This window comes from Streptomyces sp. NPDC023838 (genome assembly GCF_040639555.1).
In the GTDB taxonomy this organism is placed as follows: domain Bacteria; phylum Actinomycetota; class Actinomycetes; order Streptomycetales; family Streptomycetaceae; genus Streptomyces.
Map to the genome: position 1 here is coordinate 1 of NZ_JBFAAD010000010.1, position 20,136 is coordinate 20,136.

General features: G+C 72.6%; 20 protein-coding genes and 1 tRNA gene. 12 read left to right on the top strand and 9 right to left on the bottom strand.

Annotated features, from left to right (window positions below):
* Positions 1–90: 90 nt before the first annotated feature.
* The gene (locus tag AB0G17_RS14845) at positions 91–660 is read right to left on the bottom strand and encodes an acetate uptake transporter (protein ID WP_361381208.1); all 570 of its coding nucleotides are present in this window, start codon (positions 658–660) and stop codon (positions 91–93) included.
* A gap of 173 nt (positions 661–833) precedes the next feature.
* A complete protein-coding gene (locus AB0G17_RS14850) occupies positions 834–1,355 on the bottom strand; it encodes a universal stress protein (protein ID WP_358835471.1) in 522 nt (173 codons plus the stop codon).
* A 562-nt stretch (positions 1,356–1,917) separates the two neighbouring features.
* Between AB0G17_RS14850 and AB0G17_RS14855 the strand changes: the two genes are divergently transcribed.
* The 4 genes from AB0G17_RS14855 to AB0G17_RS14870 all read left to right on the top strand — a co-directional run bounded on the left by AB0G17_RS14855 (position 1,918) and on the right by AB0G17_RS14870 (position 4,620).
* Positions 1,918–2,160 (top strand): hypothetical protein, encoded by a 243-nt coding sequence (locus AB0G17_RS14855; protein WP_361381715.1) that lies wholly within the window; start codon positions 1,918–1,920, stop codon positions 2,158–2,160.
* A 387-nt stretch (positions 2,161–2,547) separates the two neighbouring features.
* The gene (locus tag AB0G17_RS14860; RefSeq protein ID WP_361381212.1) at positions 2,548–3,783 is read left to right on the top strand and encodes a helix-turn-helix domain-containing protein; all 1,236 of its coding nucleotides are present in this window, start codon (positions 2,548–2,550) and stop codon (positions 3,781–3,783) included.
* Positions 3,784–3,788: 5 nt separating this feature from the next.
* Positions 3,789–4,391 carry an oligoribonuclease gene (gene orn, locus AB0G17_RS14865; protein WP_361381215.1) on the top strand — a complete coding sequence of 201 codons (603 nt, stop codon included), beginning with the start codon at positions 3,789–3,791 and terminating at the stop codon, positions 4,389–4,391.
* Positions 4,392–4,547: 156 nt separating this feature from the next.
* A tRNA-His gene (locus AB0G17_RS14870) sits at positions 4,548–4,620 on the top strand.
* 133 nt (positions 4,621–4,753) lie between these two features.
* Here the strand turns inward: AB0G17_RS14870 and AB0G17_RS14875 are convergent.
* On the bottom strand, positions 4,754–5,794 hold the full coding sequence (locus AB0G17_RS14875; RefSeq protein WP_361381218.1) for a LacI family DNA-binding transcriptional regulator: 1,041 nt from the start codon (positions 5,792–5,794) through the stop codon (positions 4,754–4,756).
* Positions 5,795–6,030: 236 nt separating this feature from the next.
* Here AB0G17_RS14875 and AB0G17_RS14880 point away from each other — a divergent pair, with 236 nt between their 5' ends.
* From AB0G17_RS14880 to AB0G17_RS14905, 6 genes are all read left to right on the top strand, one after another.
* A complete protein-coding gene (locus AB0G17_RS14880; protein ID WP_361381221.1) occupies positions 6,031–7,392 on the top strand; it encodes an extracellular solute-binding protein in 1,362 nt (453 codons plus the stop codon).
* A 233-nt stretch (positions 7,393–7,625) separates the two neighbouring features.
* On the top strand, positions 7,626–8,588 hold the full coding sequence (locus AB0G17_RS14885) for a sugar ABC transporter permease (RefSeq protein ID WP_361381223.1): 963 nt from the start codon (positions 7,626–7,628) through the stop codon (positions 8,586–8,588).
* A gap of 71 nt (positions 8,589–8,659) precedes the next feature.
* Positions 8,660–9,448, top strand: coding sequence for a carbohydrate ABC transporter permease (locus tag AB0G17_RS14890; RefSeq protein ID WP_361381718.1), 789 nt, complete (start codon positions 8,660–8,662; stop codon positions 9,446–9,448).
* A 52-nt stretch (positions 9,449–9,500) separates the two neighbouring features.
* Positions 9,501–11,021 carry a beta-glucosidase gene (locus tag AB0G17_RS14895; RefSeq protein ID WP_361381226.1) on the top strand — a complete coding sequence of 507 codons (1,521 nt, stop codon included), beginning with the start codon at positions 9,501–9,503 and terminating at the stop codon, positions 11,019–11,021.
* A gap of 91 nt (positions 11,022–11,112) precedes the next feature.
* The gene (locus AB0G17_RS14900; protein ID WP_361381229.1) at positions 11,113–11,883 is read left to right on the top strand and encodes a MerR family transcriptional regulator; all 771 of its coding nucleotides are present in this window, start codon (positions 11,113–11,115) and stop codon (positions 11,881–11,883) included.
* Positions 11,880–12,071 carry a hypothetical protein gene (locus AB0G17_RS14905; protein WP_361381232.1) on the top strand — a complete coding sequence of 64 codons (192 nt, stop codon included), beginning with the start codon at positions 11,880–11,882 and terminating at the stop codon, positions 12,069–12,071. Before AB0G17_RS14900 ends, AB0G17_RS14905 begins: the two co-directional genes overlap by 4 nt.
* 42 nt (positions 12,072–12,113) lie before the next feature.
* Here AB0G17_RS14905 and AB0G17_RS14910 read toward each other — a convergent pair whose 3' ends face one another.
* The 4 genes from AB0G17_RS14910 to AB0G17_RS14925 form a co-directional block, all read right to left on the bottom strand.
* On the bottom strand, positions 12,114–13,586 hold the full coding sequence (locus AB0G17_RS14910) for a cellulose binding domain-containing protein (protein ID WP_361381235.1): 1,473 nt from the start codon (positions 13,584–13,586) through the stop codon (positions 12,114–12,116).
* A 732-nt stretch (positions 13,587–14,318) separates the two neighbouring features.
* Positions 14,319–15,686, bottom strand: coding sequence for a HAMP domain-containing sensor histidine kinase (locus AB0G17_RS14915; RefSeq protein WP_361381238.1), 1,368 nt, complete (start codon positions 15,684–15,686; stop codon positions 14,319–14,321).
* Positions 15,683–16,384 carry a response regulator transcription factor gene (locus AB0G17_RS14920; RefSeq protein ID WP_361381241.1) on the bottom strand — a complete coding sequence of 234 codons (702 nt, stop codon included), beginning with the start codon at positions 16,382–16,384 and terminating at the stop codon, positions 15,683–15,685. The genes AB0G17_RS14915 and AB0G17_RS14920 overlap by 4 nt, the downstream gene beginning before the upstream one ends.
* Before the next feature lie 137 nt (positions 16,385–16,521).
* Positions 16,522–16,800 carry a hypothetical protein gene (locus AB0G17_RS14925; RefSeq protein ID WP_361381244.1) on the bottom strand — a complete coding sequence of 93 codons (279 nt, stop codon included), beginning with the start codon at positions 16,798–16,800 and terminating at the stop codon, positions 16,522–16,524.
* A gap of 31 nt (positions 16,801–16,831) precedes the next feature.
* Here AB0G17_RS14925 and AB0G17_RS14930 point away from each other — a divergent pair, with 31 nt between their 5' ends.
* Positions 16,832–17,050 (top strand): hypothetical protein, encoded by a 219-nt coding sequence (locus AB0G17_RS14930; RefSeq protein WP_361381247.1) that lies wholly within the window; start codon positions 16,832–16,834, stop codon positions 17,048–17,050.
* Between the two features lie 37 nt (positions 17,051–17,087).
* Here AB0G17_RS14930 and AB0G17_RS14935 read toward each other — a convergent pair whose 3' ends face one another.
* Together AB0G17_RS14935 and AB0G17_RS14940 are read right to left on the bottom strand one after the other, a co-directional pair.
* Positions 17,088–18,002, bottom strand: a complete 915-nt coding sequence (locus tag AB0G17_RS14935; protein WP_361381250.1) for a fused MFS/spermidine synthase — start codon at positions 18,000–18,002, stop codon at positions 17,088–17,090.
* 7 nt (positions 18,003–18,009) lie between these two features.
* Positions 18,010–18,462, bottom strand: coding sequence for a hypothetical protein (locus tag AB0G17_RS14940; protein ID WP_361381253.1), 453 nt, complete (start codon positions 18,460–18,462; stop codon positions 18,010–18,012).
* Positions 18,463–18,692: 230 nt separating this feature from the next.
* On the opposite strand from AB0G17_RS14940, the gene AB0G17_RS14945 reads away from it, so the two are divergent.
* A complete protein-coding gene (locus AB0G17_RS14945; protein WP_361381256.1) occupies positions 18,693–20,126 on the top strand; it encodes a tetratricopeptide repeat protein in 1,434 nt (477 codons plus the stop codon).
* The last annotated feature ends 10 nt before the right edge of the window (positions 20,127–20,136 follow it).

Consider the following 20,136-nt stretch of genomic DNA (forward strand, 5'->3'; position numbering starts at 1 on the left):
CCAAGCCCGGCCCTTCAAATGGACCAAGACCGCCGACCAGATCCTCGACCGCATCTGCCGCTACTGCGACAGGATCTCCAAACCAGGTCACTAGCCGGCGGCCGTCACCCCCCGGCCGGCAGCGCGTCGCGGAATCGCGGTCGGCCAGTTGGCCAGGCCCGCCGTGGCCCCGTACCAGGAGACGGCGCCCGCGACCGCCGCCACCCAGCCGCCGGCCTTCGCGAGGCCGTCGTTGGTGGCGAAGTCGGCGATCGCGAGGAGCACCAGGGAGACGAACAGCAGCCCGAACGAGCCCTGCCGGATCGGCCCGTAGCCCGCCGAGCCCACCGCCAGGCTCAGCGCGAGGAGCCCGAACAGGAGCAGGAACAGGCCTGCCGCGTTGGTCGAGAACGTGGAGTCCGCGCCACTGGCCCAGGTGAACCAGAAGGCGCCCAGGCCCGCGAACGCGGTGCCGGTGAAGGCGTCCTGGTCACGGAACGCGACGATGCCGAGGACGAAGAGGGCGATCCCGCCGACGTAGGTCGCGATCGACACGGCGTCCGCCACGGTGACACCGTCGATGACCTTGGTGGTGCCGAGGCCGAAGGCGAGCAGGGTGAGTCCGAGTGCGAGGTGGCCGAGAGTGGAAGTGATGCTTCCCGCAGGGGCTTCGTGGTCCACGACGGGCTCCCTTCATGTGCGGTTGTGCTGCAGGTCGTGCTGCTTCCCAGCGACCTTTATGTACCCTTCACAAGGGCACAATCCACCCCCTACCGGAGGGTAGATTCGCCCTGGAACCAAGGGAGTTGACGCCGTCTCAGCTGGGACGACGGCGGCGCTGCGGGACGGCTGCGTTACGGGATGACGACCACGGGGCGCTGGGCGCGGCGGGCGAGGCGGCCGGCGACCGAGCCGAAGATCCGGCCGACGATGCCGTGGGTGGAGCCGACGACGATCGCGTCCGCCGCGTACTCCCGCCCGACCTCTTCAAGCTCGTGGCAGATGTCCCCGCCGCGCTCGACCAGGATCCAGGAGACCTCGGTGAGGTAGTCCGCGCAGGCGAGCTCCAGGCCGAGCACTTCCGTACGGTGGTCCGGCACGTCCACGAAGACCGGCGGCTCGCAGCCCGCCCACACGGTGGTGGGCAGCCGGTTGGCGACGTGCACGATGATCAGACCAGAGCCGGAGCGTCTGGCCATGCCGATGGCGTACGCGAGGGCGCGCTCGCTCGACGTGGAGCCGTCGAAGCCGACCACCACTCCGTGACGGAAGGCGGGGTCACAGGACAGACGTGGCTCTTCTGCCGCCTGGAGGTCCGACGTCGGGTCGGCTACCTGCTTGCGGTCCGCGGGTTCGGAAAATTCTTGACCGGCCATGGGTGTCTCGGCGTTTGGATCCTCATGGAGGGCGACAGGTGGCGGCGGAGCTGTGTCCGGGAATCATCTTCCCAAGCCCATACCCCCAAGGGTACGGCGACACTCCTCTCCTGCCCAGAGCCGCCGATGCTGCACGGCGTTCCCCGGAGCATGCACGAGCCCGCCCCGGATGGCAATGGCAGTTGGCCGGTACAGAGGTCCCTTCTTCAACATTCTGTGCACGTTCGATCCACTTCGGGTGACGTCCCGGCTGTCCGTCGGCTGTGGCCCGGCCGTGTACGCGCAGTGACCGGAACGCGTGCCCGCCCGTTAGACACGCGGCCGTTGCGACGCTGATTCCGAGACCGCCAGGGAGCCCATGCCCGTGTCCGCCCCGCCGCTCGCCGAGGACGCCGGCCCGCCCACTCCGCCCGGCGGCTCGCGCCGGGTCGCGTACGCCCCCCTCGGGCCCGGCGCGCCCGCGCCCGCCGGAGGGCCGCCGCGCGGCGAGGGAGGCGCGGAGGGAGGCGCGCACGGCGCGCGGACGCCCGTCACGGGGGCCGAGGACTGCGCGGGCGAGGTCGTGCGCTGGGCGGCGTTCAGCTGCGTCCTGGTGCCGGTGGTGCTCGTGGTCTACGGTTCCTCGTTCGCCGGGGCGGCCGGCTCGGCGCTCGGGCTCGCGGCCGTCACCGCGGTCTGCCGGCTGTTGCTGAGACAGTCAGAGCGCGCGGCGCGGGCGGCGCGACAGGCGCGCACGGCCGACCGACCGGGACCCGGCAGACACCGGGCCCCCAGGGCGAACGGCGCAAGTTCGCCGTTGGACTGACGCGTTCGCACACACGGACCCGTATGTTTTCAGCCAACTTCCCCTCCCCCCTCTCCCTTGCCCGAAATGGCCTGCCAACCCCCTTGCCACCAGCGGAAAACGGGCAGCGGTGGCGGGTTTGGCCATACGGGTACGGGCCATGCATGCGACGCCCACTTCCCTGCGGGCGCCTTGAGTGAAACCCTTCGTGGTCGAACGCTTCGCGCCAAGTTGCCAAGTCGACATAGCGCTGAGTACCGGACTTGTCACGCCGACGCCACGGAACGCAGTAGATTCGATCATGCGTATCGAAGGCTGGGGGACTCGTGCAAAACCAAGGGGAAAAGTGCAGGAGCGACAAGCCCGACAAGAACGGGGAGCCGCGAACACCGAGGGGGGCTTAGCAAAATGAGCCAGGCCTCCGCTGCCGCATCACCGGAGGCCACAAGGAAGCTCGCCGGCCGTCGCCGCCGGGAAGTAGTTGCCGTGCTGCTGTTCAGTGGCGGCCCCATCTTCGAGAGCTCCATTCCGCTCTCCGTGTTCGGGATCGACAGGCAGGACGCGGGCGTACCCCGCTACCGCCTGCTGGTCTGTGCCGGAGAGGAGGGCCCCCTGCGGACCACAGGCGGGCTCGAACTGACCGCGCCCTATGGGCTGGAAGCCATCAACCGGGCCGGCACCGTGGTGGTGCCGGCCTGGCGATCCATCACCTCACCGCCACCGGCGGCCGCGCTCGACGCACTGCGCCGGGCGCACGAGGAAGGGGCCCGCATCGTGGGCCTCTGCACCGGGGCGTTCGTCCTCGCCGCCGCCGGGCTGCTCGACGGCCGCCCGGCGACGACGCACTGGATGTACGCGCCGACGCTCGCCAAGCGCTATCCGTCGGTCCACGTGGACCCGCGGGAGCTGTTCGTCGACGACGGGGACGTCCTCACGTCGGCGGGCACGGCGGCCGGAATCGATCTCTGTCTGCACATCGTGCGGACCGACCACGGCAGCGACGCCGCCGGAGCCCTCGCGCGCCGGCTCGTCGTCCCGCCGCGGCGCAGTGGCGGTCAGGAGCGCTATCTCGACAGGTCTTTACCTGAAGAGATCGGGTCCGACCCGCTGGCCGAGGTCGTGTCCTGGGCGCTGGAGCACCTCCACGAGCAGTTCGACGTGGAGACCCTCGCCGCTCGCGCGTACATGTCACGCCGTACGTTCGACCGGCGGTTCCGCTCGCTGACCGGATCGGCCCCGCTCCAGTGGCTGATCACCCAGCGGGTGCTCCAGGCCCAGCGTCTCCTGGAGACGTCGGACTACTCGGTCGACGAGGTCGCGGGCCGCTGCGGCTTCCGCTCGCCGGTCGCGCTGCGCGGGCACTTCCGCCGCCAGCTCGGCTCGTCCCCGGCGTCCTACCGGGCGGCGTACCGGGCGCGCCGGCCGCAGGCGGAGCCGTCCGGGGGTGCGCCGACGCTGGAGACCGTACCGCCGCAGGCCATGCCACCGGCCCGGCGCACGGCGGCGGCGAGCGCCATGGTCGGACCGGCGGCGATCTCGCACGCGGCGCCGCCGGACCATCCGGGGAAGTCCGTCGCCGAGATGTACGCCACCGGTTACATGCGTCCGAGTCTGCCGGGCCAGCGGAGCGGCCCCGTAGGCTGAGACACATGAACGACCGCATGGTGTGGATCGACTGCGAGATGACCGGGCTCTCGCTGGCGGACGACGCACTTATCGAGGTGGCCGCACTGGTCACCGACTCGGAGCTGAACGTGCTCGGTGAAGGGGTGGACATCGTGATCCGTCCCCCGGACGCCGCGCTGGAGACCATGCCGGAGGTGGTGCGCGCCATGCACACCGCCTCCGGGCTCCTCGACGAGCTGGCCGGCGGCACCACGCTGGCCGACGCCGAGGCGCAGGTCCTGGCGTACGTCCGCGAGCACGTGAAGGAGCCGGGCAAGGCCCCGCTGTGCGGAAACTCGGTCGGCACCGACCGCGGCTTCCTGTCGCGCGACATGGCGGCCCTGGAGGAGTACCTCCACTACCGGATCGTGGACGTCTCCTCGGTGAAGGAGCTCGCCCGCCGCTGGTACCCGAGGGCGTACTTCAACAGTCCGGACAAGAACGGCAACCACCGCGCGCTCGCGGACATCCGTGAATCCATCGCGGAGCTCCGCTACTACCGCGAGGCGATCTTCGTCCCGCAGCCGGGCCCGGACTCGGACACGGCGAAGGCGATCGCGGCGAAGCACGTCCTGCCTGCGGAGTAACCCTTCGGGGGGACTCCGGGCGAGCACGAAGGGCACCCCGGGAGGGCGCCGCGAAACATGTGCGCGAGCACCCTCCCGGACCCTGTACACTTTTTCTCGGCCGGTACGGAAAGCCCCCAGGGACTTTCCCAGACCACAACAGTCCGGCCACGCATGGTGGGTATAGCTCAGCTGGTAGAGCACCTGGTTGTGGTCCAGGATGTCGCGGGTTCGAGTCCCGTTACTCACCCTGATCGGGAAGGCCCGGTCCGCGGAAGCGGACCGGGCCTTTCTCGTTGCCCCGGGCCTTTCTCGTTGCCCCGGGCCTTCTCGTCGCCCCGCAGGGCTTCCGAACCAGGACTTCCGGACCAGGGCTTCCCGGCTCAGGTCGACGAGCGGACCACCAACTCCGTCGGCAGGACCAGGCGCGGGCGGGACGGTTCGCCCGCCGCGATCTGAGCCAGCAGCAGCTCCGTCATCGCCCGGCCCATCTCCTCGATCGGCTGGCGCACGCTGGTGAGCGGCGGCTCCATGTGGCGGGCGATCGCCGAGTCGTCGAAGCCGACCAGGGAGACGTCCTCGGGGACCCGGCGGCCGCGCTCGCGCAGCACCTGCCGGGCGCCCGACGCCATCACGTCCGAGGCGGCGAAGACCGCGTCCACCTCCGGGGCCCGGTCCAGCAGATCGGCCATCGCCCGGCGCCCGCCCTCCTCGGTGAAGTCCCCCGGGGATACCAGCTGCGGGGCGACGGGCAGCCCGGCCTCGGCGAGGGCCGCCCGGTAGCCGTCCAGGCGGCGGCGCGCCCCGTACACGTCCAGGGGCCCGGTGATCGTGGCCACCGAGCGGCGGCCGCGCGCCACGAGATGGGCCACGGCCGCCCGCGCGCCCGCGAAGTTGTCCGAGTCCACCGAGGCCAGCGGCTCGTCCTCGGAGCGCGGGCCGCTGATCACCACCGGCATGTCCAGCTGCTCCAGGAGCTCGGGCAGCGGGTCGTCGGCGTGCACGCCCACCAGCAGGACGCCGTCGACCCGATGGCCCGTCAGATACTGGGCGAGCCGGCGGCGCTCCCGGTCGCTGCCCACCAGGGTGAGCAGGAGCTGCATCTCGGTCTCCGCCAGCGCCTGGCCGACGCCCCGGACGACCTCCGAGAAGTACGGCTCCGCGAAGAAGCGCGTCTCGGTCTCGGGGACGACCAGGGCGATCGCGTCCGTACGGTTGGCGGCCAGGGCGCGGGCCGCGCGGTTGGGGACGTAGCCGAGCTCGGCCACCGCCGCCTCGACGGCCGCGCGGGTACGGTCGCTGACCCGGGGCGACCCGTTGATCACCCGCGACACCGTGCCCCGGCCGACCCCGGCACGTGCCGCCACCTCTTCAAGGGTGGGCCGCCCGGCCCCACGGCCCCGGACCGTGCGAGCTGCTGTCATGCCTGCCTCCCCGTCTCGCCGCCCATCGCGGAACTCGGGTGAAAACTAACAGCCCGGCTCCGTCTGCGGACCGCCTTTGTCCGCTCCCTTGACACCCTCCCGGACAGTCGCCACCCTTCAACACATCACGACTGGGAGCGCTCCCACCCCCACGCGCCCGTACACCTTCCGCACCTTCCCCCACTGCACGACTGACCGTCAATCATCCCGCACGGCAAGCAAGTTGGAGGATCACCATGCGTACGAGAACAAGCGCGCCGAGAAGGGGCGCGCCCCGGCGGATCGCGGCGCTCGCCGTCGTCTCGGTGCTGGGCGCCGGGCTGCTCGCGGGCTGCGCCGACGACGGCGACAGCAAGGACTCGTCCGGCTCCGGCTCCTCCTCCGGCGGCAGCGGGGGCGGCGGGGCGAAGACGACGCTCACCGTCGGGGTCTTCGGCGCCTTCGGCCTCAAGGAGGCCGGGCTCTACGACGCGTACATGAAGCTCCACCCGGACATCGAGATCAAGCAGACGTCGATCGAGCGGAACGAGAACTACTACCCGCAGCTGCTCACCCACCTCGGCTCCGGGAGCGGGCTCGCCGACATCCAAGCCGTCGAGGTCAACAACATCGCCGAGGTCACCGCCACCCAGGCGGCCCACCTGGAGGACCTCGGGAAGGTGAAGGGCGTCGAGAAGGACGCCTTCCTGCCCTGGAAGTGGGGGCAGGCCACCACCAAGGACGGCAAGACCGTCGGCCTCGGCACCGACATCGGGCCGCAGGGCATCTGCTACCGCAAGGACCTGTTCGCCGCCGCCGGGCTGCCCACCGACCGGGAGGCCGTGGGGAAGCTGTGGGCGGGCGACTGGCAGAAGTACCTGGCGGCGGGTGAGCAGTACAAGGCCAAGGCGCCCAAGGGGACGGCCTTCGTCGACTCCGCCTCCGGCGTCCTGAACGCCGTCACCGGCTCCGGCGCCACCCGCTACTACGACGCGGACGGCAAGGTCGTCTACAAGTCCAACCCGGCCGTGAAGGCGGCCTGGGACACGGCTGCCTCGTTCGCCACGCACGGGCTGACCGCCAAGTTGCAGCAGTTCCAGCCCAGCTGGGACCAGGGATTCGCCAACGGCACCTTCGCCACCGTCTCCTGCCCCGCCTGGATGCTCGGCTACATCCAGGACAAGGCGGGCGCCGCGGGCAAGGGCAAGTGGGACGTGGCGGCCGCGCCCAAGCCGTCCAACTGGGGCGGCGCGTTCCTCGTCGTCCCCTCGGCGGGCAAGCACCGCGCCCAGGCCGCCGAGCTAGCGGCCTGGCTCACCGCCCCGGCCCAGCAGGCGACGTTCTTCGAGAAGCGCGGCAGCTTCCCGAGCGCCCGGGCCGCGTACCCCCTGCCCGCCGTCTCCGGCGCCCACCACGACTACTTCGGCGGCGCCCCGATCGGGCAGATCTTCGCCAAGGCCGCCGAGGGCACCCCGGTGCAGCCCCTGGGGCCGAAGGACCTGATCATCGCGCAGAACCTGGCCGACGTCGGCATGCTCCAGGTCGACCAGAAGGGCCGCTCCCCGCAGGCGGGCTGGGAAGCCGCGGTGAAGGCCATCGACAACGCTCTGGACCAGTGACGAGGCGGCCGGAGGCCGCGGGCACCGGGGGCGCGGGGGCGCCGGGCGCGGCGGATGACCGGCGCCCGGCGACCGCGCCCGGGACCGGGGCCGGCGGGCCGGGCGGGGCCGGTGGGCCGGGCGGGGCCGGTGGGCCGGGCGGGCCCGGGCTCGCCCCGGAGGGCGCGGCCCCGGGCGGGGCCGGGGGTGGCCCGGCGGCAGTGGGCGGGTCCGGGGGTGGGGGTGGGACGGCGGTGGGCGCCGCCGCCCCGCCGGGCCACGCCGTCGAGGCGCGGCGGCGGGAGCGGCGCAGTCGGCGCTACCGGCGCGACGTGCGCTGGAGCCCGTACGCCTTCGTCGCACCCTTCTTCCTCTTCTTCGCCGTGTTCGGGCTCTTCCCGCTCCTCTACACGGGCTGGGCCTCGCTGCACCAGGTCGAGCTGACCGCGCCGAACGAGATGCACTGGGTCGGGCTGCGCAACTTCTCGCGCCTGTTCTCGGACGAGTTCTTCTGGAACGCACTGCGCAACACGTTCACCATCGGCATCATCTCCACCGTCCCCCAACTCCTGATCGCCCTCGGCATCGCCCATCTGCTCAACTACAAGCTGCGCGGCTCGATGTTCTTCCGGGTCGCGGTCCTGACCCCGTACGCCACCAGCGTGGCCGCCGCGACCCTGGTCTTCGTCCTCCTCTTCGGGCGCGACTACGGCATGGTCAACTGGGCGCTCGGGCAGGCCGGCTGGGGACCGGTCGACTGGCAGAACGGCACCTGGACCTCGCAGTTCGCCGTCTCCACGATCGTGGTGTGGCGCTGGACGGGCTACAACGCGCTGATCTATCTGGCCGCAATGCAGGCCATCCCGCCCGATCTGTACGAGTCCGCAGCGCTCGACGGCGCCTCGCGCTGGCAGCAGTTCGTGCACGTCACCGTGCCCTCGCTGCGGCCGACGATCCTGTTCACCTGCGTCGTGTCGACGATCGGCGCGACCCAGCTGTTCGGCGAACCGCTGCTGTTCAACGGCGGCGCCGGGGCCACCGGAGGCTCCGACCACCAGTTCCAGACCCTCGGCCTCTATCTGTACGAGCAGGGCTGGGTGAACCTCCACCTCGGCCGGGCCTCCGCGATCGCCTGGACGATGTTCCTGATCCTGCTGCTGATCGGCGCGGTGAACTGGCTGGTCTCCCGCGCCCTACGGAAGGGGACGACGCAGTGACGGTGACCCGGGTGACCCGCACGAAGAGCCGCGCCGGGCGCCAACTGCACGGCGGGCGGCTGACGTACGCGATGCTGATCCTCTTCACCGCGGGCTCGCTCTTCCCCCTGGTGTGGACGGCGATAGCCGCCTCCCGCAGCAACGAGCGGCTCGCCCAGACTCCTCCTCCCTTCTGGTTCGGCGGGAACCTCTTCAAGAACCTGAAGATCGCCTGGACCGACGCCAACATGGGCACGGCCCTGCTCAACACCACGATCGTGGCGGGCTCGATCGCGCTCGGCACGGTCTTCTTCTCCACGCTCGCCGGATTCGCCTTCGCCAAGCTGCGGTTCCGCTTCAAGAACGTGCTGCTCCTGCTGGTGATCGGCACGATGATGATCCCGCCGCAGCTCAGCGTGGTCCCGCTCTACATGATGGTGGCCAAGCTGTCCTGGACCGATCAGCTCCAGGCGGTCATCCTCCCTACCCTGGTCAGCGCCTTCGGGGTGTTCTTCATGCGGCAGTTCCTCGTCGAGGCCCTGCCCACCGAGCTGATCGAGGCCGCCCGGGTCGACGGCGCGAGCAGCTGGCGGGTGGTGTGGCACGTGGTCTTCCCGGCCGCCCGGCCCGCGATGGCCGTTCTGGGCATGCTCACCTTCGTGATGGCCTGGAACGACTTCTTCTGGCCGATCATCGCGCTGACCCAGAACGGCAGCCCCACGGTCCAGGTGGCGCTCACCGGCCTCGGCCGCGGCTACATCCCCGACCAGTCGGTCATCATGGCCGGCGCCCTGCTCGGCACCCTGCCCCTGCTGCTGGCGTTCGTGCTGTTCGGGCGGCAGATCGTGGGCGGGATCATGCAGGGCGCGGTGAAGGGCTGACCGGCGGACCACCTCCTCTCTCTTCCGTAACACTCTCGATGGGAGCGCTTCCATGTCCGAGTCCGCACCCGAGAACCACGTGCCCGACGGCCCGTCCGACGTCTCGCCCGACGGCCCGTCCGACGTCTCGCCCGACGGCCCGTCCGACTTCCCGCCCGACTTCCTCTGGGGCGCCGCCACCTCCGCGTACCAGATCGAGGGCGCGGTCGCCGAGGGCGGCCGTACGCCGTCCATCTGGGACACCTTCTGCCGTACGCCCGGGAAGGTGTCCGGCGGGGACAGCGGGGACGTCGCCGTCGACCACTACCACCGCTGGCGGGACGACATCCGGCTGATGGCGGACCTGAACCTCAACGCGTACCGCTTCTCCGTGTCCTGGTCGCGGGTGCAGCCGACCGGGCGCGGCCCCGCCGTCCAGCGCGGGCTCGACTTCTACCGGGCGCTGGTGGACAAGCTCCTGGAGCAGGGCATCCGGCCCTCCCTCACGCTCTACCACTGGGACCTGCCCCAGGAGTTGGAGAACGCGGGCGGCTGGCCGGAGCGGGACACCGCCCACCGGTTCGCGGACTACGCGGGGCTCGTCGCCGAGGCGCTCGGCGACCGGGTGGATATGTGGACCACCCTCAACGAGCCCTGGTGCAGCGCCTTTCTCGGGTACGGTTCGGGCGTCCACGCGCCCGGGCGCACCGATCCGGTGGCCGCGCTGCGGGCCGCGCACCACCTCAGCCTGGGCCACGGGCTCGCCGCCCGGGCCCTGCGCGCCACGCTGCCGAAGGCGGCCAGGCTGGCGATCAGCCTCAATCCGAGCGCGGTCAGGGCCCGCACCCAGTCGCCCGCCGACCTGGACGCGTGCCGGCGCATCGACGCGCTCGCCAACCGGGTGTTCACGGGGCCGATGTTCAAGGGCGCGTACGACGAGGATCTGCTGCGGGACACCACGCGGCTCACCGACTGGTCGTTCGTCCACGACGGCGATCTGAGCACCATCAAGCACCCCCTCGATCTGCTGGGCATCAACTACTACGCACCCTCAGTTGTATCCGCCGCCACTGACAATGGCCCCGACAGTGGCCCTGACCTGCGCGGACCTCGACCCGACGGGCACGGCGAGAGCGCGTACTCGCCGTGGCCCGGCGCCGGTTCCGTCCTGTTCCACCAGCCGCCGGGCGAGCTGACGGCGATGAACTGGTCGATCGACCCGACCGGCATGTACGACCTGCTGATGCGCTACACGCGGGAGGCGCCGGGCGTACCGCTGATGATCACGGAGAACGGCGCCGCGTACGACGACAAGCCCGCCGCGGACGGCTCGGTCCACGACCCGGACCGCATCCGCTATCTGCACGGCCACCTCTCGGCGGTGCGCCGCGCGATGCGCGACGGGGCGGACGTACGCGGCTACTTCCTCTGGTCGCTGCTCGACAACTTCGAGTGGGCGTACGGCTATGGCAAGCGGTTCGGGGCGGTGTACGTCGACTACGAGACGCAGACCCGTACGCCCAAGTCCAGCGCCCGCTGGTACCGGGAGCTGGCTCGCACGGGGGCGCTGCCGGAGGTGCCGCGCGAGCCGTAGCGCGCTCCCGGTGCGGCCTGGGGCGGCCGGGGCGGCATGGGACGGGCCCCGGGCTTGAACCTCACGCCACGTGAGGATGCATCGTTGAGTCATGACCGCTTTCACGACCTGGAAGGTGGGCCCGCTGGCCGAGGCCAGCGGGCTGACCGTCCGTACCCTGCACCACTGGGACACCATCGGGCTGCTCTCACCGTCCCGCCGCACGCCGGGCGGGCACCGGGAGTACACCGAGGACGACGTCGTCCGCCTCTACCAGGTGCTCGCCCTGCGCGGCCTGGGTCTCGGCCTGGAGACCATCGCCGTCTGCCTCGACTCCGGCGTCGACCCGAGCCGGGTGCTGCGCGATCACCGCGCGAGTGTCGAGGAGGCGCTGGCGGCCCTCGGCGCGCTGCGGCAGCGGCTGCTCCACATCGAGGAGCAGGTCGCCGAGGGGCGGGCGCCGACAACCGAGGCGGTGCTGGCCGCGCTCCGCGCGACCGGGGCGGCGGGCCCGGCGGCCGAGCAGGCGCTGCGGCGGCATCTGGACGACGACCAGGTGCGCGGCCTCGGCGCCCGCGCCGCCGCGCTCGGCCCGAGCGCGCACTACCTCCTGGAGGTCGAGTGGCCCGAGCTGTACCGGCGGGCCGAGGCGCTGCGCACAGCCGGGACGCCGCCGACCGCCGCCGCGGTGAGGAAGCTGGTGGCGCGCATGGACGAGCTGAGCGCCCTGTTCAGCGGCGGGGACCGGACGATCTCCGAGGGCGTACGGGAGGCCTGGCGCGCGGACCCGGCGGCCCTGAGCGGCGACGCGTCGGCCCGGCCGGGCCAGTGGGACGACCTGTCCGGCTATCTGGACGCGGCGAGGGGGAGGACGGGCGAATGAGCGTGTACTCGGTGTTGCCGGTGGCGTTGTTGGGGCTGCCGTTGCTGTGCGTGCTGGCAGTGGTGGGGTGGGTGCCGTGGGGCGCGGTGGCGGGGGTGGCGCTCGCGCTGGGCGTGCTCGTACTCGTACGGGCACTGGTACCCGTACTGGTACGGAAGGGGCGCGCGCCCCGGCCGGATGGGGGGTGAACCGGCGGGACGCGCGCGGGGGTTGGGGCCGGCGGGGCCGGGCTACTTGAAGGCTGCGAAGGCCTTCGTGAAGGCCAGCGGCTCCTGGACGATCGAGGAGCAGGTCGGGTCGGCGGAGTTCTTCGCGCCGCCCGCGCACTGCTTGTCCCGGGCGCCGGACCACATGGCGAGCCTGCCCAGGCCCTTGGACTTGGCGAAGTCCACCAGCTGGGCGGCGTCGTCGACCTTGAACGTCTCGGTGTTGACGTCGTTGACGCCGATCATCGGGGTGACGGCCACGGCCTTCCAGGCGGCCGCGTCGGAGAGCCCGAGGACGCCCTTGATCTGGGCCTGGGTGGCGGTGGCGGCCTGGATGGCGTACGTGCCCATGTCGCCGCTGTACGCCGGGCCGTAGTCCATCGCCATGATGTTGACGGCCGACACGGCGACGCCGTTCTTCTTGGCGTCGGCGACGAGGTCGACGCCGGGCTGGGTGAGGCCCTCCGGCATCACGGGCAGCGTGAACGACACGTCGAGGCCGGGGTGCGACTTCTGGAGCTGCGCGATGGCCTGCGCGCGGCGGGCGTTGGCGGCTGTGTCCGGCAGGGCGGCGCCCTCGATGTCGAAGTCGACCTTGGTGAGCTTGTACGCGTCGATGACCTTGCCGTACGCGGCCGCGAGCTCGGACGTGCTCTTGCAGGCGAGGCCGAGTTCGGAGCCGGCCGCGCCGCCGAACGAGACGCGGACGTCGCCGCCCTTGGCGCGCAGGGCGCCGATCTGCGCGGCGACGGCGTCGCTGTTGAGGTCGCTCACCCCGCCCCAGAGGGGGGTGCAGCCGCCGCCGGAAGTGATGAAGGCGAGGTGGAACTCCTTCACGCCGGTCTTGGTGGCGGTGTCGACGAGGTCGTACGCGGGGTAGAGGGAGGTGTCTATGTAGGGGGCGAAGCGGGTGGTGGTGCCGGTGGGGGGAGTGGGGGGCTGGGGGGCGGCGGTCTGGGTGGGGGTGGTCCCGGTGGGGGTGGGCTTTGAGGTGGGGGTCGGCTTGGTGGTGGGGGTCGGCTTGGTGGTCGGGCGGCCGGTCGGGGTGGGGGTCGCGCCCGTGTCGACCGAGCACTTCTCCTGGTTGATGAGACAGCCGGTCGGGTCGCCGGCGGTGCCGGTGGAGTCGGTGACGAAGCCGACGGTGACGGATGCGCCGGGGGCGAGTCCGTTCTTGTCCCAGGCGGCGGGCTTCACCGTGACGTGCTGCCCCTTGACGGTCTGCTCGCCGTTCCAGAGGGAGGAGAGCTTGGTGCCGGCCGGGAGGTCGAACTCCAGGGTCCAGTCGGTGAGGGCCTTGCCGCTGTCGTTGGTGATGACGTACTGGCCGGTGTAACCACCGCCCCAGCCGCTGGTCTTGGTGTACGCGGCGCCGACGGAGGCGGCCTGGGCGGTGCCGGTGAGCGCGAGGGCCGTGCCGCCGATGACGGCCGCGGCGACCACGGCGCCGATGGCCTTCGTCTTGCCGCCGGCTCGGCGGCGGTGAGTGCGGGTCATGTGGGTGCGCCTGCCTTTGGGGTTGGGGGGTCGGGGGGTGGGGTGCGGGCAGCACGCTAGCCCGTTGGAAACGGGCAAATGGGGTGCGGGGGGCGGGGGTTGGATCTTTTAGGGTCCGCTTAAGGGGCGCATGCGCCGGGGTTAATCCCCGGGAGGGGAGCCCCCACCCCGCCCCTTCCCCAAACCCTCCGGGGGTGGGGGTGGCTGAGGCGGTTCTCCCTGGGGCTCCACCCCCGGGCCCCGTGTTCGTCTGCGGGTGAGCGGGGGCTGGTCGCGCAGTTCCCCGCGCCCCTGAAGAACGGGGCTCCGCCCCGACCTCTCTGTGGCTGGGCATGCCGTTCCCCGCGCCCCTGAAGAACGGGGCTCCGCCCCGACCTCTCTGTGGCTGGGCATGCCGTTCCCCGCGCACCTGAAGAACGGGGCTCCGCCCCGACCTCTCTGTGGCTGGGCATCCCGTTCCCCGCGCCCCTGAAGAGCGGGGCTGCGCCCCGACCTGCCTGTGGCTGGGCGTGCCGTTCCCCGCGCACCTTGGGGGAGCTCCGCTCGTCGAACGCCGGAGGGGCTGGAGGTGCCGTGCCCCTTTAGGGGCGCGGGGAACTGCGCGAGCAACCCGCCACCGGCCCGCAGACAAACAGGAGGTCGAAGCGGGGTGCAGGGGCCGCCCCGCCCGGGGTCCGGGGGCGTAGCCCCCGGGAGATCGCCTTCACCCCCCACCCGCCCTGTGGGGGAAACTCACGCCGGAGACGGGCGGCGGCCACGGCGTCTCCCCCGGATCCGGGACGTGGGCGACGGCACCCCCAGACCGATCCAGACCCGCACCTCCGTCCCGCCCAGCACCGACCGCCCCAACCGCACGTCACCCCCCGTCGACTCCGCGATCCGCCGCACGATGTCCAGGCCCAGGCCCGTCGAGCCGCCGCCGCTGGAGCCACGGGCCAGCGCCGCCCGGGGATCGGCGATGCCGGGACCCGCGTCCGAGACCAGCACGATCACCGCGTCCTCGCCGTTGTGGACGTCCACCGAGAACGCCGTCCCCTCCGGCGTGTGCCGGAAGACGTTGCCGAGCATCGCGTCGAGCGCGGCGGCCAGTTCGGGCCGCGCGACCGGGATGCGGACCGGGCGGTCGACGCCCGCGAGCCGTACCTCCCGGCCCTCGTCCTCCGCCAGCGCCGACCAGAACGCCATCCGGTCCCGGATGACCTCGGACGCGTCGCACCCGGCGCCCGCCCCGGCCGGCTGGGTCTGCGGCTTGGCCTCCCGCGCCGTACGGATGATCGTGTCGACCTCGCGCTCCAGCTGCTCGACGGCCGCCCGCGTCTGATCGGCGGCCGGGCCCTGCCCCAGGGAGGCGGCGTTGAGGCGCAGGACCGTCAGGGGGGTACGCAGCCGGTGCGACAGGTCTGCCGCCAACTCCCGCTCGTTCGCCAGGAGTTGCACCACCTGGTCCGCCATCGAGTTGAACGCCACCGCTGCTGAACGCAGTTCCGCCGGCCCCTCTTCCGGCACCCTCGCCCCCAGTTTCCCCTCCCCCAGGTCGTGCGCCGCCCCGGCCAGCCGCTGTGCGGGGCGCACCATCCGTACGCCCAGGCGGTCCGCCACCGCGACCGAGCCGATGACCAGCGCGATGCCCACGCCCGCGAGGACCAGCCACGCCGTGGCCACGCCGTTGGTGACCTCGGCCTCGGGCACGTACACCTCGACGATCGCGATCTCGCCGGAGCTCAGCGCGGTCGGCTGGAGGAGCGTGGAGCCGCCGGGGACGCCGGAGATGTACGCGCGGACCACCTTCCGGGTCGCGTCCAGGTCCTTCCGCGCCGCCCGCCGGTGACCGATCTCGACGGGCGCGCCGCCCGGCGCCGCCGGGATGTGCACGGCCATCCGGCCCGCCGCGCCCGCCTGGGTGGAGGCGACGGCCCGCTCCAGCGCGTCGCGGTCGGAGGTGATCGACAGGGTCGGGCCGATCGCGGCGGCCTGGCGCTCGGCGTTGGAGAAGGCGCGGTCGCGCGCCATCTCCTTGATGACCAGGCCCAGCGGTACGGCGAAGGCGAGCACCACCATCAGCGTGACGGCGACCGCGACCTTCACCAGCGCCCACCTCATCGGCCGGGCTCCGCCCGCGGTGGTTCGAGCTTCACACCCACCCCGCGCAGGGTGTGCAGATAGCGGGGCCGCGCGGCCGTCTCGCCCAGTTTCCGGCGCAGCCAGGACAGATGGACGTCGATGGTCTGGTCGTCGCCGTAGGACTGCTGCCACACCTCGGCCAGCAACTCCTTGCGCGGGACGACCACACCGGGGCGCCCGGCGAGGAACGCCAGCAGGTCGAACTCGCGGCGGGTGAGGTCCAGCTGCAGCCCGTCCAGTTCGGCCTGGCGGCGCAGCGGGTCGATGGAGAGGCCGCCGACCCGGATCAGCGTCGGCGGCGGCTCGGCCCCGGCGGCCCGCGCCCGGCGCAGCACGGCCGTCATGCGGGCGGACAGGTGCTCCACCGAGAAGGGCTTGACCAGGTAGTCGTCCGCGCCGTCGTTGAGCAGCCGGACGATCTCCGTCTCGTCGTCCCGCGCGGTCGCGATGATCACCGGTACGTCGGTGATGCCGCGCAGCATCTTCAGCGCCTCGGCGCCGTCGAGATCGGGCAGTCCGAGGTCGAGGACGACCACGTCGAACCGGAAATGGGCCACCTCGCGCAGCGCCTCCAGGGCCGTGCCGACGCTCCGTACGGTGTGGGAGGCCTCGGTGAGGTGGCGGATGAGGGCGGAGCGAACGAACTGGTCGTCCTCGACCACGAGCACACTTGCCATGGGCGGCACCGTACGCCATTCGGAGTACACCGGTCCCGGCCGGGAAGGGAGCGGGCGAGCCCGGGTGAGAGGGGACACGTGTGGGGCGCGTGGTGCAGTATGGCCCCCGTTATGACCCCCATGCACCGAGGAATCGTTCACGTCTGCGCCTGGTCGCTCGCCACCGGGGCTGCGGTCACGCTCTCCTGGTGGGGCGTCCACACGGTGATGGCCGGGACGGCGTACGACCCTCCGCGCGCGGTTCCGCTCACCGGCGACGGGCACACCACCCAGGGCGCGGTGCGGCCGCCGGCCTCCTCGACGCGGCGGCCGCAGGGCTCGCCGTCGCCGTCCGCATCGGACAGCCCCTCCAGTACGCCGTCGAAGCCGGGGGACGGGAAGCCGTCCGGGAGCCGCTCCCCCACCGAGCCGCCCAAGTCACCCCCGTCCTCCCGTTCTTCGGGAGACGTGAAGGGTTACGACGTCGCCGGCGGCCGTGTCGTCTTCGACATCGGCACCGCCTCCGCCGAGTTGGTGACGGCGACGCCGGACTCGGGCTGGCGGATGCAGGTGTGGAAGCAGCCGACCTGGATCCGGGTCACCTTCAGCAAGGGCACGCGCGAGGTGTCGGTCTTCTGCACCTGGTACCAGCATGCACCGACCGTGGAGCTCGACGACCGCGGCTGAGCAAGGGCGATGAACGACGGGGGCCGAGCAAGGGTTTCTACCGGAACGCCGACGGCGGCGGTACCGGCGACGGCTTGGCGGTCGCGTCCGTCACCGGGGCCGCCCCGCCCGTGAAGTCGGCCAGCGCGCGGCCGTGTTCGACGCGCCCCGGGTGCGGGTCGCCCGCGATGCGGCGGGTGAACTCGGCCACCGGCAGCGGCACGTCCGAGGCGAGCAGCACCGCGTTGCCGAAGCGCTTGCCGCGCAGCACGGTCGGGTCGGCGGCGAGCGCCAGCTCGGGGAAGAGCTGGGCGGCGGTGGCTATCTGGCCGCGCAGATGCGCCAGCGGAGGGCCGTCGGCGAGGTTGGCCGCGTAGATCCCGCCGGGCCGCAGCACCCGGCGCACCTCGCCCAGGAACTCGGTGCTGGTCAGATGGGCGGGGGTGCGGGCGCCGCTGAAGACGTCGGCGACGACCAGGTCGGCCCAGCCGTCCGGGAGCTTGGCGAGCCCTTCGCGCGCGTCCAGGGAGCGCACCCGTATCCGGGCCTGCGGATCGAGCGGCAGCTCGCGGCGGACCAGCCCCACCAGCGCCGCGTCCACCTCGACGACCTGCTGGGTGGAGCGGGGGCGGGTGGCCGCCGTGTAGCGGGCGAGGGTGAAGGCGCCGCCGCCCAGGTGCAGCACCTGGAGGGGGCGGCCCGGCTCGGCGGCGAGGTCGATGGCGTGGCCGAGGCGGCGCTGGTACTCGAAGGTGAGCCGTTCCGGCGCGTCCAGGTCGACGTGGGACTGGGGGGCGCCGTCCAGGAGCAGGGTCCAGCCGCGCGGCCGGTCCCGGTCCGGTATCAGCTCGGCGAGGCCGCCGTCGACCGCCTCCACGACAGCCTCCGGGGCGGCCGGACGACCGCGCCGCCCGCCCGGCGCGGCCTTCGCCCCGCCCTTCGCCCCGCTTTTCGTACCGCCTCGTGCCGCCATCCGACCATTATCTGCCGCCCGCCTCGGTGATGCCGTCCGCGGCCTCGATGAGCCGGGCCGCCTCACCGAGCGCGAGGCGCAGCACGGCGGGGTCGGTGACCGCCACCGCGTCCGGCGGCAGCAGCCAGCCGCCGCCGGAGACCGGCGGCTCGGCGGGCAGCCCGGGGATGCGCAGGCCCCGCCCGCTGGTCTCGGTACAGGCGCTGCCCGGCACGTCCCAGGCGGCCGCGGTGCCGGACGGCACCAGGAAGCCCAGGGTGTCGCAGGCGCCGTCGTGCACCACCGGGCCGACGGCCGCCGGTGCGACCGCGCGGCGGAGGATGTCCACCGCCTCCAGGCCCTGGCGGGCGGGCACGGTGACGAGGTCGCAGGGCTCCTCGCCGCCCGGCGGTCCGCCGGCGTCCCGGGTGGGCCGGTGCCGCGCGGTCGTCGTGGTCGTCCCGGTGCCATTGATGTCCATGCCGGCCTCCAACAAGGCAACCCCCACGTGGTTTTTGCGGGTTGGCGGTATCCGCATGGTTCAACGCGGGTCCGTGTCAACGGCTACGGCGCTACACCGCCGCAAAGGATGGCAGTTCATAGCAGATCGCGGGTGAGATATCCCTTTTGTAGCTAAACTTCGGTTGCTGGAGCTGATGTTGCCGGTACGTTCTTCCTCCGCACCACCCCGCCAAAGAGAGCTGTTGAGCCATGGCGACGTCAACGGACCCCCGTGCCGGAGCGAGCTCCCCCGCACGGGCCCCCGAGCGGGGCCCCGCCAAGGGCCCCAACACCGCCTTCCGGGAGCTGCGGGGGCAGCGCTCGCCCGGTGAGTTCGCGGCGGCGGTACGCAGGGCGGCGCGCGAGATCGGTGAGCAGGTGGCCTGCGACGCGCGCTACGTCGGACGCGTGGAGGCCGGCGAGATCCGGTGCCCCAACTACGCGTACGAGCGCGTCTTCCGACACATGTTCCCGGGTTTGACCATGGCGGACATGGGGTTCTCGGCCCGTGAGGCGGTACGGGGCAGGGGGGCGCGTGCGGGGTGTGGTGCGACCCCGCCGTACGCGACGCATCCGGAACAGCACAGCGGCACCACCGACCACGAAGAAGAACGTGACGACGAGGAGAGCGACGTGCTGCGTCGCGCATTCATGACCGGCGGCTCCGCCACCCTGGCGGCCGTCTCCCTCGGGCTGCTCCCCGAGTACGCGGCGGCCGCGCCCCAGGAGTGCGTACCGCAGCCGGTACGGCGGGTCGGCGAGGCCGAGGTGAACGCGGTCGAGGAGGCGGTGCGGCGGATCCGGCTGCTCGACGACCGGCACGGCGCGAACGGGCTCTACCGCAGGGCCGCCCAGCCGCTGCGCACCGCGTACGCGCTGCTCGACGCGGGCACCGCGCGCCGCTCCACGGCCGACCGGCTGCACGCCGGCGCGGGGGAGCTCGCCATCTCGGTGGGCTGGCTCGCCCATGACTCGGGCCACTACGAGGAGGCCCGCTCGCACTACGCGGAGGCGCTCGCCACCGCCCGGCTCGCGGGCGACCCGGCCCTGGAGGCGCACGCGTTCTGCAATATGTCGTTCCTGGCCAGGGACGCGGGGCGGCCGCGCGAGGCGCTGCGGGCCGCGCAGGCGGGCGGGCGGGCGGCGCGCCGGCTCGGCTCGCCCCGGCTGCTCGCGCTGCTGAGCCTGCGGGAGGCGGGCGGCTGGGCCGGGCTCGGGGACCGGGGGGCGTGCGAGCAGTCGCTCGCCCGGGCGCACGCGCTGTTCGGGCGCGGCCCGGCCGAGCGGGACCCGGAGTGGATGACGTTCTTCGTCGAGGCCGAGCTGGAGATGCTGGAGGCGCAGTGCTGGTCGGCGCTGGGCGACTGGCCGCGCGCGGCCCGCCACGCCGACCGCGCGGCCCGCCTCCAGGACCCGCACTTCGCCCGCAACCTGGCCCTGTACCGCGCTGAACTCGCCGACGACCTGGCCCGCGCGGGCGCCCCCACGGAGTCGGCGGCGGCCGGCCACCAGGTCCTCGACCTGCTCCCGGAGGTCCAGTCCACCCGCATCCAGGCGATGCTGTCCGACACGGCCCGCATCCTGGCCCCACACGCCAACTGCCCGGAGGTGGCGACGTTTCTGGAGAGGCGGGTGACGGTGTAGCTTCGCGGCC

What these genes read in the sequence shown, in the direction of transcription:
- AB0G17_RS14940 (WP_361381253.1), bottom strand. Translation starts at nt 18,462, where the DNA reads ATGGACATCAATGGCACCGGGACGACCACGACGACCGCGCGGCACCGG.
- orn (WP_361381215.1), top strand. Translation starts at nt 3,789, where the DNA reads ATGAACGACCGCATGGTGTGGATCGACTGCGAGATGACCGGGCTCTCG.
- AB0G17_RS14905 (WP_361381232.1), top strand. Translation starts at nt 11,880, where the DNA reads ATGAGCGTGTACTCGGTGTTGCCGGTGGCGTTGTTGGGGCTGCCGTTG.
- AB0G17_RS14900 (WP_361381229.1), top strand. Translation starts at nt 11,113, where the DNA reads ATGACCGCTTTCACGACCTGGAAGGTGGGCCCGCTGGCCGAGGCCAGC.
- AB0G17_RS14850 (WP_358835471.1), bottom strand. Translation starts at nt 1,355, where the DNA reads ATGGCCGGTCAAGAATTTTCCGAACCCGCGGACCGCAAGCAGGTAGCC.
- AB0G17_RS14945 (WP_361381256.1), top strand. Translation starts at nt 18,693, where the DNA reads ATGGCGACGTCAACGGACCCCCGTGCCGGAGCGAGCTCCCCCGCACGG.
- AB0G17_RS14935 (WP_361381250.1), bottom strand. Translation starts at nt 18,002, where the DNA reads ATGGCGGCACGAGGCGGTACGAAAAGCGGGGCGAAGGGCGGGGCGAAG.
- AB0G17_RS14890 (WP_361381718.1), top strand. Translation starts at nt 8,660, where the DNA reads ATGCTGATCCTCTTCACCGCGGGCTCGCTCTTCCCCCTGGTGTGGACG.
- AB0G17_RS14860 (WP_361381212.1), top strand. Translation starts at nt 2,548, where the DNA reads ATGAGCCAGGCCTCCGCTGCCGCATCACCGGAGGCCACAAGGAAGCTC.
- AB0G17_RS14920 (WP_361381241.1), bottom strand. Translation starts at nt 16,384, where the DNA reads ATGGCAAGTGTGCTCGTGGTCGAGGACGACCAGTTCGTTCGCTCCGCC.
- AB0G17_RS14895 (WP_361381226.1), top strand. Translation starts at nt 9,501, where the DNA reads ATGTCCGAGTCCGCACCCGAGAACCACGTGCCCGACGGCCCGTCCGAC.
- AB0G17_RS14910 (WP_361381235.1), bottom strand. Translation starts at nt 13,586, where the DNA reads ATGACCCGCACTCACCGCCGCCGAGCCGGCGGCAAGACGAAGGCCATC.
- AB0G17_RS14880 (WP_361381221.1), top strand. Translation starts at nt 6,031, where the DNA reads ATGCGTACGAGAACAAGCGCGCCGAGAAGGGGCGCGCCCCGGCGGATC.
- AB0G17_RS14915 (WP_361381238.1), bottom strand. Translation starts at nt 15,686, where the DNA reads ATGAGGTGGGCGCTGGTGAAGGTCGCGGTCGCCGTCACGCTGATGGTG.
- AB0G17_RS14875 (WP_361381218.1), bottom strand. Translation starts at nt 5,794, where the DNA reads ATGACAGCAGCTCGCACGGTCCGGGGCCGTGGGGCCGGGCGGCCCACC.